The organism is Chromohalobacter canadensis (genome assembly GCF_029544075.1).
GTDB lineage: Bacteria > Pseudomonadota > Gammaproteobacteria > Pseudomonadales > Halomonadaceae > Chromohalobacter > Chromohalobacter canadensis_A.
Genome location: NZ_JAJQJH010000003.1, coordinates 1 through 14,589, shown reverse-complemented (window position 1 = coordinate 14,589; position 14,589 = coordinate 1). Strand labels below are relative to the sequence as shown.

The window sequence follows — 14,589 nt, the reverse complement described above, 5'->3', positions numbered from 1 at the left end:
GAATAGACCCCAGGAGCCACAGCCACGATGGACTCGACATCACTTTTCGCCGACTACGCACGCTGGCAACGCTTTCAACGTCAAGACCAGCTCCATCGCGAACATAACGCTGCCGTGCGCAAACTGGCCGAGTCAGGCGCAATGGCGTCGCGTGTCGCCGAGGGCTACCGCAGCATGGCGGAAAAAGGTGCCTCCGAGGGCGCTTGTTACCGTACTCTCTTTCTACGCCAGCGCCCCCATGAAACCTGGCTGACATGCGAAGGCTGGCTCTTCGTACGCCGCGTGCTTTCAGAAGGCGGTATTACGCGCGTACGCGGGACGCTGCTTGAAAGTTTCACACTCGAAGATGGCAGCCTCACACCTGGCGACAAGCCAGCGCTCAAGGTCACGCTGGATATTTACGATGAAATTCTCGTCAAACGCACCATGAAGATGGGGTGCCGCATCGACCGCCAGGACGATGATAGAGACCTCCATTTCATTACGTTTCTCGACAGTGTACGTGGCGATCTTCGCCAACACATGTGAACCCTTGTCGCCCAGGCCTCGTCCCACGATTGCCGACACGGCCTGGCGGCTCAGCAAGCGAGGCACTTCACCATGACAACATCTCCCTCCCCGCGCCTTTATTCCACGCTGACCCTGTCGGAGCTCGACAGCGTCACCGGCATCGCTCAGCCGCGCGCTACCCAGCACAAACTGACGCTAGACAGCCCGGCGGCGCGGCTCTTGACCGATTTCAGCACTCAGCGCGCCCAGACCATCTTGACCTCCAATACCATTTCACAGGCCCTCAACACCATGAAGCAGGCAGGCGTGCGCTTGCTCATGGTGATGGGCTCGGACGGGCGATTCACCGGTGTCATCAACGCCCGCGAACTGGTCGGAGGACGCAAGATCACCATCGCCATGCAGAACCATGACGTGCCGCGCGAGGAAGTCACCGTGGATATGATCCAGACACCGCGCGCGCAGTTGCACTCACTGTCACTAGCACAATTGGAAACCGCACGCGTCGGAGATCTCGTGGAGACGCTCAAGGCATCCGGCGACCAGCACTTGCTGATTACCGCGCCCGGAGAAGAGGGGCCGATCATACGCGGTTTGGTGTCGGCCTCAGATATCAGCCGGGCGTTAGGGATCGACCTCGATCACCCACCGGAAGCGCGTAGCTTCGCCGCCATTTGCCAAGTCATTCTCGGGCACGATCTGTAACGCACGCCCCACCGGTCGAAGGAGCTGTGCATGCTCGAGTGGTTGCAAGATCGCCTGTCTCGCCAACAAGGCATTGCCATCTGGGTCGTCAAACAAGTCGACGATACGACCTTGCATCTTTGCGGCAAGGGGCTGGCAGAGGGAACGGAGCGAGTGTCGCGTCGCCGACGCGCATTGGGCCGCGGCACTTTCGTGGGGCCAGTGCGCATCGGTGAGCACCACGAGGTCTTGCACTCCAATCTTTTCGCATGGCTACCGCTACGCGACGAATTACGCTTGATCGATGACCGTGAAGCCGAGTACGCCGGTCGTCGTTACCACGTTTCCTGGGTCCCCGAGCGTTGCTGGCGCTTCCAGGGCCCACTGATTTCTCACCCCCAGCGCAACGACGGCAAATTGCGCTTCGTCAGCCATGAAGACGTCGCTGTGATACGCGAAAAGACCACCACCCCGAGCGCCTCGACAACGCCATCGCGCAACGCCGATGGGTGGTCACTGGCCGCACGAGACGACGACTAGTTATCATCGCGCCATATCGATATCTTTCCGGACACCCGTGACACCATGACTTCCAACACCGTTCTCGTCCTTTATGCCGGCGGCACCCTCGGCATGTTCGATGGGCCTCAAGGACTTCGCCCCGGTAGCGACTTCGAGGCGCGTCTGCGCCAAGCCTTCACGCACCTCGCAGCGTACCGGCGCGATGCCATACCACCTTTTGAAATGCTCGAATACACGACGCCCATCGACTCGAGCAGCGCCACGCCCGCCGACTGGCAACGCCTGGCACGTGACATTGCCGACCGCTATGCGGACTACGCCGGCTTTGTGGTGCTGCATGGCACCGATACGTTGGCGTGGTCGGCTTCGAGCCTAGCCTTCCAATTACAGGGCCTAGGCAAACCCGTCGTTGTCACGGGGGCGCAGAAACCGCTGGAAGCGCCCCACAGCGATGCACTCGACAACGTCGAAACGGCGCTACGTTTCGCTGCTCGGACGGATCTCACTGAAGTCGCCATCGCCTTCGGCGGCAAACTCATGCGCGGCTGCCGCACCCGCAAATGGGATACTCAAGCGTTCGATGCCTTTCACACCCCCAACTGGCCGCTGCTGGGCGAGATCATCGATGACGAGCCGGTCCTCTATGCCGCGCGATGTCTTTCACCCGCTGGCGCGCCACGCTTCGAGCTCCCCGACTTGGCACCCACGTCGGCGGTCATACGCCTGCCATTGTGGCCTGGCATTAAGGCACGCCAGATCGCGCAGTTGCTCGACGACGACACGATACATGGCGCCGTTCTCGAAAGTTGGGGTAGCGGTAATATTCCTGAAAACAACGCTCTGGCAGGCGAACTGGCTACCGCCAGCAGCCGTGGCATGTTGCTTGCCGTCATTAGTCAATGCCCGCACGGCCCCGTGACGCTAGGCACATATGCCAGCGGCAATGTGCTCAAGGATATCGGCGCGCTCGCTGGCGACGACATGACGCCAGAAGCAGCCTTTACCAAGCTCGTCCACCTGGTCTCACAATCGCTGCCCGAGGCCCAGCGCCGCCGCCAGTTCCTGACCTCGTTATGCGGCGAGCGCAGCGCACTGGCTTGATGCCACGCTGGCCGGTGAAGGGTTCGCCGGTTACACTGTGCGCGCTTCGTCCGGACCGGATCCCGGGCGTGCCTCTCGCAAGAGTCACGACACTTGCGAGAGGCTACAAATTCTCCGCTCAGGACAAATCTCATGACCGACACACCGCACCATGCACCTCAGCCCTCCGGCACTGAGGCAAGCGCCCTGACCGCGCTCACCACACCCGACGATACCGCCAAGGCCGTGGTCATATACTCCGGCGGAATGGACTCCTATACCGTTCTGCATCGCGCCTTGCGGGCCGGCTTCGATGTCCACGCCTTGTCGTTCCACTACGGCCAGCGTCACTCGCGTGAACTCGAGACCGCAAGCCGGGTCTGTCAGCAACTGGGCGTCGCCCATCAAGTGGTCGACATTCGCGCCATTCACGGTCTGATCGGCAATTCCGCCCTTACCGATGCCGATCGCGACATGCCCGGAGGCGATTACGACGCCGACAACATGGCCGCCACGGTGGTGCCCAATCGCAACATGATCCTGCTCTCGTTGGCCATCGGTCACGCCATCAACATCGGGGCCAATGTCTGCTTTTATGGCGCCCACGGCGGCGATCACGTGCTGTATCCCGACTGCCGTCCCGAATTCGTCGAGCGGGTGAATGACGTCGCGGCCATCGCCGACTTCAATCCCGTACGCGTCGCCGCCCCCTATTTGCACGCCAGCAAGCGCGCCATCCTGGCCGACGGTCTGGTAATGGGACTCGATTACGCCAAGACCTGGACCTGCTACCTGGGAGGCGAGTACGCCTGCGGACAATGCGGTAGCTGCCGAGAACGTCTGGCGGCCTTCGCCGAGCAGGGAGTCGATGATCCCCTGACCTATGCCGCACCGGAGAAGATGTCGTAATGTACAGCGTCAAGGAAGCCTTCTATACGCTCCAGGGCGAAGGCGCCCGCGCTGGGCGAGCGAGCGTGTTCTGCCGCTTCACGGGCTGCAACCTCTGGTCGGGACGTGAACGCGACCGCGCCACTAGCCACTGCCGCTTTTGCGATACCGACTTCGTCGGCACCGACGGGCAGAACGGGGGACGTTTCGAGAATGCCCAAGCTTTGGCGGCGCATCTCATGAGCCTCTGGCCTCACGCGCAAGAGGCCGCCGTGCCCTATGTGGTATTTACCGGCGGCGAGCCGCTGCTCCAGCTTGACACCCCACTTATCGAGGCCATGCATGCTCAAGGTTTCGAGATCGCCGTCGAGACCAATGGCACGCTCCCACCGCCCGGCGGCATCGATTGGTTATGCGTCAGCCCAAAAGGCGACGCAACGTTACGCATCACTCAAGGCGATGAGCTGAAGCTGGTGTTTCCGCAGTCTGATGCGATGCCCGAGCATTTCACGCATCTCGCCTTCAGGCATTTCTTCCTGCAGCCGATGGATCTCGCGCCACGCGGCGGACAAGGTACGACCATGCGGGACACCGTCGCCTACTGCCTTGATCATCCGCAGTGGCGCCTCGCGCTGCAAACCCACAAGATCGCGGGAATCGACTGATGACCCTTTTCGTCAATCACCTCACTCACATCGACGCGTCGCTGTGGTCGCCCACACACGGTCTGATGGGCGCCAGCTGGCATGTCGATGCCGAACTCGATGGTGAGCTGGGCTCCGATGGCATGCTGTTCGACTTCGGAGAGGTTAAACCCTGGATCAAATCACGGCTCGACGAGGGCCTGGACCATACCTTGCTAGTACCGACCGAAGCACCAGGGATCCAGGTATTCGACTGCACTGAGGGGCTCTGCCTGCGCACGCAATTCCCCTACCCCATGGAGCTTCGGGGCCCACGTCAAAGCTTTACCTTGCTGCCCTGGTCAGAGATCACCCCAGAGCAATTGGCCACGCACCTCTCCGCCGAACTCAGCCGTCGACCACCCGCCAAGGTAGAGACGATTCGCCTGCGTTTGCGCGATGAAGACATCGAGACGGCTGCCTATACTTACAGCCATGGGCTCAAGCACCATGCAGGCAATTGCCAGCGTATCGCCCACGGCCACCGCTCGCGCCTGCATATCTGGCAGGACGGTCAACGCGCTCCCGAACTGGAGCGCCAATGGGCACAGTCACTGGATGCCTCCTACTTGATCCACGACGAAGATCTCGCGCCGCAAGGCGATGAGTCTCTGGATACGCTGAGTGTTGCCTATCGCGCCGATCAGGGGCGCTTTCATCTGACACTCCCCAGCGAGCGCTGCCATCTGCTCTCCACGCCCACGACCATCGAACATATCGCCGCATGGCTGGCGGAGAAGATCGCCGAAGAGACGCACAGCCGAATTCGCGTGCAGGCTTTCGAGGGAATCGACAAGGGTGCCATCGCCGAGTCAACGTGACCGAGACGTCAAACACACCCCCCATTATTTGCTATACGGAACACCTCCATGTCTTGCCGCGTCGGTTGCGGCGCGTGTTGTATTGCGCCGACTATCAGCTCTTCTATTCCCGGCATGCCCAACGGCAAACCGGCGGGCGTGCGCTGCGCTCAACTCGATGAAGATAATCGCTGCCGCCTTTTCGGTGATCCTCGACGGCCCAGCGTTTGCCATTCCTTCGATTACGACCGCGCTGTTTGTGGCGATAGTCGCGAAGAGGCGCTGACCATTCTCGAGGATCTGGAACGACATACTGGCACGTCTTGCTAAGCCTCTTGCCTTGATCGGCAATCTATAGGCAATATCCTGTACAAATAAAAAAGCGCGACTCTTAGAGTCGCGCTTTTTATCTTTACCCGTGGGTGTCGATCAATGACGCTCGATATCAGCTTCTTCGCGCAATGTCTCGGTCAAGCCTTGGATCGCGGCCTGAGCACGCAACCGCTGGGTCATTTGCGTGCTGTCACTCGCGCCACCGGTATCGCCGTCACGTACGTCGGTCAACTCGATGATGGCGACCCCCTCATCGGTAGGAGCTTGCCCGAAGCTGCTCCCCTGATCGGGATGCGGTAAGCGGAAAGCCTGGCGCAGCACGCCGTCGGGCGCGTCGTTTCCGTCGCGCGTGGCATCTACAACGCTCTGCCAGTCGAGTGACACTGTTTCCCCTTTCTTGAGCGCCTCGATCAATGCTTGGGCACGGGCTGCAAGCGCTTCGCGTGTCTTGACGGCCTGGGTCGCTTCACGCACCTGGCCTTTCACCTCATCGAGCGGCAAGGTCGTGGCGTCACGATGATTGGTGACACGCACCACGGCACGACGTTGGTCGTCGAGTTCCAGCACATCACTGTTATAGCCATTTTCCAGAACATCCTCGCTGAAGGCGGCATCCATCACACCAGGCTCAGCGAGTACGCCATCGACGCTGTCTCTGGAGACCCAGTCGCTCGTCTGCATCTCAAGACCGAGCTCGTCGGCAACGCTCTGTAAGTCCTCTGCCGCATAGCTTTGGTCTTCCAGCGCCTGTACGCGCTCGTTAAACGCATCACTGGAGTTGTCGAGACGCACTTGCTCGGCGAGCTGATCGCGCCTTTCATCGTAACTGGGGAAATCGATGTCGGTGACTTTGATAAGATGCAAGCCATCGCCGCCATCGACGATCGACGACACGTCGCCTTCACCCAGCGAGAAAGCGGCGTTATCGAATGCTTCGCCCAAGAAACCACGATTGATCACGCCGAGATCACCGCCCTGGTCCGCAGAGGCCGAGTCGTCAGAGTATTCAGCCGCCACCGCTGCAAAGTCTGCACCGTCGTCAAGCTTGTTCTGAGCTTCCTCGATACGTGTCATGGCTTCGTCGCGAGAACGCTCATCGCCGTAATCGACCATGATGTGTGCGACTTCGCGAGGAGCGTCCTGGCGCTCTTCTGCATAAGCGTCTCGCAATTGCTGCTCATCGACGTCAACATCTTGGGCCACTTCTTGCTGATCCAGCACGACGTAGGCGACCTTGACCTGCTCAGGCCGTTGATATTGATCTTGATGCGCGTCGTAATAGGCCTGCATGTCGTCTTGGCCCACCTCGACCGGGGCATCGAGATCCTCCTCAGTCAGTGCAGCATAGCGGAAGTCACGCGTCTGGTTCTGGAGAGCCTGCAGGCGATTCGCTTCGCTAGGTAGAACAAAGGTCGACAACGCCAAACCTTGCTGAAGCTGCTGACGCTTCATGTCCCTGCGCAGTTCCCTGCGAAACGACAACGGCGTGTAGCCTGCTTGCGAAAGACGGTTGGAGAAGACGTCTTGGGAAAAGCTTCCTTCCGAATCCTGGAACTCGGGACGGCTGACGATGAGCTGATCAATCTGGGCATCGGAGAGATGCATACCCCCTTCCTCGGCGTATTGATCCAGCAATTCCGTAGAGATCAGTTGGTCGGTGACCTGTTTGCGTAGCTCGCGCTCTTGGTCGGGCGGTACTTGCCCAGAACGAATCGCACGCTGGACCTGCATCTCGACCGCTCGCTTGCCGATCGATTCGCCGTTCACGGTCGCGGCGTCATTACTGCCGGAGGTGAAGACCCCGACCAGGGACTCGGCCCCGAAGAGTGCGAACGTCACGATGATCGCGCCGACGATCATTTTGGCGGCCCACCCTTGGGAACCCTCTCGAATTCGTTGCAGCATGCTTGCCTCGACGTGATGGAGATTCTTGAAACCAACGGGGATTATACCGGCATCGAGTGTGTCCCGGTCAAAATGGGCTCACACTACCAGCACGGCCACCGGCATGACCAGCACAGCCACCGGCATGAAAAAGGCGCACCGCTTACGCGATACGCCTCTTTGGCTGGACCGAACCGACACGACATCTCGCTTTAGACACGGCTTTCATCATGCGTCGCGCTCATGACGACCACCTCGGTCCCGCTCGACCGGTCTTAGTTGACCGAATCCTTGAGCGCCTTACCTGCCTTGAACGTCGGCACCTTAGCGGCGCTGATTTCAATCGTCTGACCTGTCTGAGGGTTACGACCAGTACGCGCGGCACGCTCCTTGACGGAGAATGTGCCGAAGCCAACCAGTGCAACGGAATCACCCTTTTTCAGACTATCGGAGACGGTCTCAACCATGGCATCGAGCGCACGGCCTGCAGCCGCCTTGGGAATGTCGGCAGATGCAGCAATGGCTTCGATCAGCTCGGACTTGTTCACACTTCACCCCTTGACTGTTTCGGTAATGACTGGAAATCGGCGCGAAACTTCCACTTCCTGAAGCGTCACAACAAAGGCTGGAATTTATAGCAATGCCACGAAACTCTTGTCAAGAAAGCTTCGCGCCGAGCCGCGCCATGCGCGGGTTCATACCACGACATGGTCGCTAAATTCTGTCAATGCGTACTGATATTGGAACGCGAAGGCTGACTAGTTTCCGCTAGGGAATCCCCGGTTTCAACCTCTGCCTTTCCGACCAGCGCCGCATCGAGAACTTCATCAATCCATTTAACGGGCCGGATATCCAACGCATCCTTGATATTGTCCGGCACTTCCTTGAGATCCCGGCGGTTTTCTTCCGGTATTAGCACCGTCTTTATACCACCGCGTCGCGCCGCCAGCAATTTCTCCTTGAGACCGCCGATCGGCATCACCTCCCCACGCAGGTTGACTTCACCGGTCATCGCCACGTCACAACGGACCGGGCGAGCGGTATATGCCGAGACCATCGCAGTGACCATGGCGACGCCAGCACTGGGTCCGTCCTTGGGTGTCGCCCCTTCCGGCACATGAATGTGCAGGTCTTCCTTCTCGAAACGATCAGGATCGATGTCCAGCGCTTTGGCACGCGCCCGCACCACGGTATGCGCGGCATCCACGGACTCCTTCATGACATCACCCAGCGAGCCCGTCTTGTTGAGCCGTCCTTTGCCTGGGGACACCACCGATTCGATATTGAGCAACTCACCGCCCACCGATGTCCAGGCAAGCCCAGTGACACGCCCCACCTGATCCTGCTGATCGGCCAGACCATAGCTGAAGCGGCGTACGCCAGCGTAGGCTTCGATATCCGATGCGGCAAGCAATTGAGGGCCTTGCGCGCCTTGCTGCTTCTCGGCTTCGACACGCTCGCGCAGTACCTTACGGCTGACCTTGGCGATTTGGCGCTCCAGTTCGCGTACGCCCGCTTCACGCGTGTAATAGCGCACCAGCTCCAGTAGCGACTCGTCGGAGAAGCTGAGCTCTTCCTCCTTGAGACCATTGGCCTTAAGCTGCTTGGGTACCAGATACCGCTTGGCAATCGCCAGCTTCTCGTCTTCCGTGTAACCGGGCAGACGAATGATCTCCATGCGGTCGAGCAGCGGCTCGGGAATGTTCATCGAGTTCGCGGTGCAGATGAACATGACATCAGACAGGTCGTAATCCAGCTCCAGATAATGATCGCTGAAGCTATTGTTCTGCTCGGGGTCGAGTACTTCGAGAAGAGCCGACGATGGGTCGCCACGGTGATCCATACCGATCTTGTCGACCTCGTCGAGCAGGAAAAGCGGGTTGCGCACTTCGGCCTTGCTCATGCGCTGAATCATCTTGCCCGGCAGTGAGCCGATATAGGTACGCCGGTGGCCACGAATTTCCGACTCATCGCGAATCCCGCCCAATGCCAGGCGCACATAGCGCCGGTTGGTAGCCCGCGCGATCGATTGCCCCAACGAAGTTTTACCGACCCCCGGGGGGCCTACCAAACAGAGCACCGGTCCCTTGAGCTTCTTGACGCGCTTCTGGACGGCAAGATACTCAAGGATCCGCTCCTTGACCTCTTCCAGGCCATAGTGGTCTTCATCGAGCACTTTCTGCGCATGCACTAAGTCGTGCTTAACACGTGAGCGCTTTTTCCAGGGCACCGCCACCAACCAATCAAGGTACGAACGCACCACCGTCGCCTCGGCCGAGGTCGGCGCCATCATCTTGAGCTTGCCCAGTTCCTGACGCGCCTTCTCAGCCGCTTCTTTGGGCATGCCCGTGGACTCGATCAGTTGCTCGTACTTGTCGGCCTCGTTGGGCGCATTCTCAAGCTCACCCATTTCTTTCTGGATGGCTTTCATTTGCTCGTTGAGATAGTACTCGCGCTGCGACTTCTCCATCTGATCCTTGACGCGCGAGCGGATGCGCTTCTCCACCTGCAGCAAATCGATCTCGGATTCGATCAGCGCCATGAGGTGCTCGATGCGATCACGTACACGATCCATCTCGAGCAATTCCTGCTTGTCGCCGATCTTGAGCGACAGGTGGGCACAGATGGTATCCACCAAGCGACTGGGATCCTCAATTCCGGACAACGAATTAAGGACTTCGTTAGGGACCTTCTTGGACAGCTTGACGTACTGCTCGAACTGGTTGAGCAGCACACGCACCAGCGACTCCTGCTCGCGTTCGGTCAACGTCTCGCTTTCGCGGCGCAGAGCCTCGGCCGAGACGTAACCTGCGTCGTTCTCATGAATATCGCGGACATCGGCACGGTAATCGCCTTCGATCAAGACCTTGACGGTACCATCGGGCAACTTCAGTAGCTGCATGATTTCAGCCACCGTGCCGACATCGAAGAGATCGCCGAATTCCGGGTCGTCCTGACCGGCCTCACGCTGGGCAACGAGCAATATCCGCTTGTCGTTTTCCATGGCCGTCTCGAGTGCGCGAATCGACTTCTCGCGCCCCACGAACAGCGGAATCACCATCTGCGGATAGACAACCACGTCCCGCAGCGGCAAAAGGGGAAGACTCAAGGTCTGTTCAGCGTTCTGCTCCATCGCAGACGTTCCTCAACAAATTCGGTGGATGGGCCGCGAGACGGCACTAATGCCAGAGAAATGGGGGCGCATCCAGCATGATGCAACCGTGCAGCCCGTCGGTTTCATGGCTCAAGGCAGGGACGCATACGAAAAGGGGGCCCTTAGGCCCCCACGGTGACTCAGCTAGGTTCAACCGTCCTTGCCAGCCACCTTGCTTTCTTCCTGCTGGGAATAAATCAGTAGTGGTTCGCTGTCCCCAGTGATCACCGAGGCGTCGATGACCACCTTGGTGACATCCTCCAACGATGGCACCTCGTACATGGTATCGAGCAGCACGGACTCGAGAATCGAACGCAAGCCACGCGCACCAGTATTGCGTTCCATGGCCTTATGGGCCACGGCCCGCAGAGCATCCTCGCGAAACTCTAGCTCGACACCTTCCATGTAAAACAGGTGCGTATACTGCTTGATCAGCGAGTTCTTGGGCTCGGTGAGGATCTGGATCAAGGCCTCTTCGCTGAGTTCGGTCAGCGTCGCGATGACCGGAACACGGCCCACGAATTCAGGAATCAGGCCGAACTTGACTAGGTCCTCAGGCTCAACGCCAGCGAGGACATCCCCCATCGATTTTTCGGAGTCCTTGCTCTTCACCTCCGCATTGAAGCCGATGCCACCTTTCTCGATACGGTCACGGATCACTTTCTCCAGCCCTGCAAACGCCCCGCCGACGATGAACAGCATGTTGCTGGTATCGACCTGCAGGAATTCCTGCTGGGGGTGCTTGCGACCACCCTGCGGCGGTATCGAGGCTGTCGTGCCCTCGATCAGCTTTAGTAGGGCCTGCTGGACGCCTTCACCGGAGACATCGCGCGTAATCGAGGGATTGTCCGACTTGCGCGAAATCTTGTCGATCTCGTCAATATAGACGATCCCACGCTGCGCCTTGTCGACATCGTACTCGCACTTCTGCAGCAGCTTCTGGATGATGTTCTCAACGTCTTCACCCACATAACCGGCTTCGGTGAGAGTCGTCGCATCAGCGATCGTGAACGGAACGTTAAGCAGTCGGGCCATGGTTTCGGCCAGCAAAGTCTTACCACTACCGGTCGGGCCGATCAGGAGAATGTTCGACTTGCCGAGTTCGACATCGTCGGTCTTCACATCAGCACGAAGACGCTTGTAGTGGTTGTAGACTGCCACCGACAGCACCCGCTTGGCACGGTCCTGCCCGATGACATAATCATCCAATGTATAACGGATCTCGCGCGGTGCCGGCAGGCGCTCGTCATCGCCCTCGGCATCGGCCTCCAGCACTTCTTCGCGAATGATGTCGTTGCATAGGTCGACACATTCGTCACAGATGTAGACGGAAGGACCCGCGATCAGCTTGCGCACTTCGTTCTGATTCTTGCCGCAGAACGAGCAGTACAGCAATTTGCCGCTCTCGTCTTTGCCTTTGCCGTCAGCCATTCGTGTACCTCGTAATAGCGGCGGCCCTGACGAACCGCCGGTAATAAATGCATGTCCCGCTAATCGCTACCATGTTTGGTTAAACGCTATCAGGATACAGGGCGCTTATCCAGCATGGCGTCGATGAGGCCGTACTCGGTCGCCTGGGCGCCGTTCATGAAATTATCGCGATCCGTATCTCGTGCGACCGTTTCCACATCCTGGCCGGTATGCTTGGCGAGAATCTCGTTGAGCTGCTGGCGGATGTTTAGAATTTCCTTGGTGTGGATCTCGATATCCGCGGCCTGACCCTGATAGCCGCCCAACGGTTGATGAATCATCATCCGTGAGTGCGGCAGGCAGTAGCGCTTGCCCTCGGCGCCGCCGGCAAGCAGCAAAGCGCCCATGCTGGCGGCCTGGCCGACACACACGGTAGACACATCAGGCTTGATGAACTGCATGGTGTCATAGATAGACATCCCTGCCGTCACAGAGCCGCCCGGCGAATTGATGTAAAGGTGGATGTCCTTGTCGGGGTTCTCGGATTCGAGAAACAACAACTGAGCCACCACCAGATTGGCCATATAGTCCTCGACCGGGCCAATCAGAAAGATAACGCGCTCTTTGAGCAGGCGAGAGTATATGTCGTAGGACCGCTCGCCACGCGCGCTTTGCTCCACCACCATGGGGACCAAACCGCCGGCGTTGCTGATATCGAACTCGTTGCCCATTGCGTGGCTTCCTTAATTCGGTGACTGATTGCTCCAGTGACTAGAGACCCGGCCGTAGCCGGGTCCAGGCACTTGCGACGGCACGCGGGAGAACGCTTAGGCGCTGGTCTCTTCCTGCGCTTCGTCCTCATCATCTGCTTCTTGCTGCTGTTGTGCCGCTTGCAAAGCCTGCTCATAGGACATCTCGACGTCCTTAACCTGAGCTTGCTCCAGCAGCTTGTCAACCGCCTTGTCTTCTAGAACCGAGGATTTGACCTGGTTCTTCATTTCCTCGTTTTTGAGGTAATGCTCAACCACTTGCTCAGGCTGCTGATACTGCTGCGCCAGCTCTTCGACGCGTGCCTTGATTTCGTCGTCGCTGGCGTCGAGTTCATTGACCTTGACGACTTCGGCCAGCAGCAGACCGACCTGAACGCGCTTCTTCGCCTGGTCGGCGAACAGCTCGTCAGGCAGTTGGGAAACATCGAAGTCTTCCCCCAAACCGAACTGCTGCGCGGCCTGGCGTTTGAGTCCCTCGGTCTCCTGCTGAATCAATGACTGCGGGACCGGAATGTCGTTGGCCTGCTGCAACGCTTCAAGCGCCTGCTGCTTGACGCGATTGGTCACGGCCTGAGATAGCTCGTGCTCCATGTTCTTCTGCACGTCGGCACGGAAGGCAGCGACACCGCCCTCTTCGATACCGAAGCGCTTGATGAACTCATCATCGACTTCGGGCAGCTGCTTGCCGGCCACCTTGTGTACTTTCACTTTGAAGGTGGCTTCCTGACCTGCCAGGTGTTCCGCCTGGTAATCTTCAGGGAAGGTCACCTTGATCTCGAGATCGTCACCGGCCTGAGCACCCACCAGCTGCTCTTCGAAACCGGGGATGAAGCTATTGGACCCCAGTTCCAGCTCATGGCCCTCGGCGGCGCCACCTTCGAACGGCTCATCACCCAAGAACCCTTGGAAATCGACGGTCACCTGATCGCCATCGGCCGCGGCACGCTCGACCGTTTCCCACTCGGCATTCTGTGAACGCAGCGTGTCGATCATTTGATCGACATCGGCTTCGGTCACCTCTGCCTGTGGGCGCTCGATTTCGGTGTTTTCGATCGTATTGAGCTCGAACTCGGGATATACCTCAAGGGTCGCGACGAACTCCAGGTCCTTACCGTCTTCGTCGACGGTCGGCTCGACCTGCGGAGAACCCGCCGGGTTGAGGCTTTCCTGAGTGATCGCCTGCACATAGTGCTGGCGCATCATTTCGCCCACCACTTCGTTGCGGACTTCTTGGCCGAAACGCTGACGCACGACCGCCTGCGGAATCTTGCCACGCCGAAAGCCGTTCAGCCGCACGTTCTTGGCGGTTTCCTGGAGACGGGTAGCCACGGCTTGATCGACTTCGGCAGCCGGCACTTGGACGGTGACACGACGTTCGATCTGGGAAGTCGACTCAACGGAAACTTGCATGAATGATCCTCTACCGACTGGGGGCGTTCTGAAAATACGTATAAGACGAGGATTCTATGAATCCCCATTCGCGCTGGCAAGCGCACTGCAAAGTTTATGGGGCTGTATGCCTCATCTTACAAGGGAGAAAACGCGAAAAAAGGGCGAATAGTCATCGTGACGACGTAAGAAAGCCAAACGAGGCACCTCGGCACATGCGTGCGGAGTGCGAACCACGAAAAGGAGATTATACCAAGGGAGAAACAAACACGGGGGACAAAAGGAAGAAACCATCGCTGGGGTGGATGATGGGGATCGAACCCACGACCACCGGAGCCACAATCCGGGGCTCTACCACTGAGCTACATCCACCACGACGACGATTTGTTGCAGCCTATTCAAGCGTGGGGTGGATGATGGGGATCGAACCCACGACCACCGGAGCCACAATCCGGGGCTCTACCACTGAGCTACATCCACCA

Annotated in this window: 14 protein-coding genes and 2 tRNA genes; 8 read left to right on the top strand and 8 right to left on the bottom strand. The window is 58.9% G+C overall.

Annotated elements, in window-relative coordinates; genetic code table 11:
* The first annotated feature begins 27 nt into the window (after nt 1–27).
* The 8 genes from LUN51_RS06090 (at nt 28) to LUN51_RS06055 (ending at nt 5,497) form a co-directional block, all read left to right on the top strand.
* Nucleotides 28–528, top strand: a complete 501-nt coding sequence (locus LUN51_RS06090) for a hypothetical protein (RefSeq protein ID WP_277810551.1) — start codon at nt 28–30, stop codon at nt 526–528.
* Nucleotides 529–600: 72 nt separating this feature from the next.
* Nucleotides 601–1,215: a CBS domain-containing protein gene (locus LUN51_RS06085; protein ID WP_277810550.1), complete on the top strand. Its 615-nt coding sequence runs from the start codon at nt 601–603 to the stop codon at nt 1,213–1,215.
* A gap of 30 nt (nt 1,216–1,245) precedes the next feature.
* Entirely contained in the window at nt 1,246–1,734 is a 489-nt protein-coding gene (locus LUN51_RS06080; RefSeq protein WP_277810549.1) for a hypothetical protein, read from the top strand.
* Between the two features lie 45 nt (nt 1,735–1,779).
* Nucleotides 1,780–2,817: an asparaginase gene (locus LUN51_RS06075; protein ID WP_277810548.1), complete on the top strand. Its 1,038-nt coding sequence runs from the start codon at nt 1,780–1,782 to the stop codon at nt 2,815–2,817.
* Between the two features lie 132 nt (nt 2,818–2,949).
* Entirely contained in the window at nt 2,950–3,705 is a 756-nt protein-coding gene (gene queC, locus LUN51_RS06070; RefSeq protein ID WP_277810547.1) for a 7-cyano-7-deazaguanine synthase QueC, read from the top strand.
* Complete coding sequence (queE, locus tag LUN51_RS06065) at nt 3,705–4,349, top strand: 7-carboxy-7-deazaguanine synthase (protein ID WP_040241483.1); 645 nt, start codon at nt 3,705–3,707, stop codon at nt 4,347–4,349. The genes queC and queE overlap by 1 nt, the downstream gene beginning before the upstream one ends.
* On the top strand, nt 4,349–5,188 hold the full coding sequence (locus LUN51_RS06060) for a 6-pyruvoyl trahydropterin synthase family protein (protein ID WP_040241486.1): 840 nt from the start codon (nt 4,349–4,351) through the stop codon (nt 5,186–5,188). The genes queE and LUN51_RS06060 overlap by 1 nt, the downstream gene beginning before the upstream one ends.
* Nucleotides 5,189–5,236: 48 nt before the next feature.
* Nucleotides 5,237–5,497, top strand: coding sequence for a YkgJ family cysteine cluster protein (locus tag LUN51_RS06055; protein WP_246894493.1), 261 nt, complete (start codon nt 5,237–5,239; stop codon nt 5,495–5,497).
* 99 nt (nt 5,498–5,596) lie between these two features.
* On the opposite strand, the gene LUN51_RS06050 is transcribed toward LUN51_RS06055, so the two are convergent.
* From LUN51_RS06050 to LUN51_RS06015, 8 genes are all read right to left on the bottom strand, one after another.
* Complete coding sequence (locus LUN51_RS06050) at nt 5,597–7,405, bottom strand: SurA N-terminal domain-containing protein (RefSeq protein WP_246894492.1); 1,809 nt, start codon at nt 7,403–7,405, stop codon at nt 5,597–5,599.
* Nucleotides 7,406–7,659: 254 nt separating this feature from the next.
* Entirely contained in the window at nt 7,660–7,932 is a 273-nt protein-coding gene (locus tag LUN51_RS06045) for an HU family DNA-binding protein (protein ID WP_040241491.1), read from the bottom strand.
* A 176-nt stretch (nt 7,933–8,108) separates the two neighbouring features.
* Complete coding sequence (gene lon / locus LUN51_RS06040) at nt 8,109–10,517, bottom strand: endopeptidase La (protein ID WP_277810546.1); 2,409 nt, start codon at nt 10,515–10,517, stop codon at nt 8,109–8,111.
* Nucleotides 10,518–10,688: 171 nt separating this feature from the next.
* Entirely contained in the window at nt 10,689–11,969 is a 1,281-nt protein-coding gene (clpX, locus tag LUN51_RS06035) for an ATP-dependent Clp protease ATP-binding subunit ClpX (RefSeq protein ID WP_040241497.1), read from the bottom strand.
* 89 nt (nt 11,970–12,058) lie between these two features.
* On the bottom strand, nt 12,059–12,679 hold the full coding sequence (gene clpP, locus LUN51_RS06030; protein ID WP_277810545.1) for an ATP-dependent Clp endopeptidase proteolytic subunit ClpP: 621 nt from the start codon (nt 12,677–12,679) through the stop codon (nt 12,059–12,061).
* Nucleotides 12,680–12,775: 96 nt separating this feature from the next.
* Entirely contained in the window at nt 12,776–14,128 is a 1,353-nt protein-coding gene (gene tig, locus LUN51_RS06025) for a trigger factor (RefSeq protein WP_040241501.1), read from the bottom strand.
* Between the two features lie 276 nt (nt 14,129–14,404).
* A tRNA-His gene (locus LUN51_RS06020) sits at nt 14,405–14,479 on the bottom strand.
* 33 nt (nt 14,480–14,512) lie between these two features.
* Nucleotides 14,513–14,587, bottom strand: a tRNA-His gene (locus LUN51_RS06015).
* Nucleotides 14,588–14,589 lie beyond the last annotated feature (2 nt).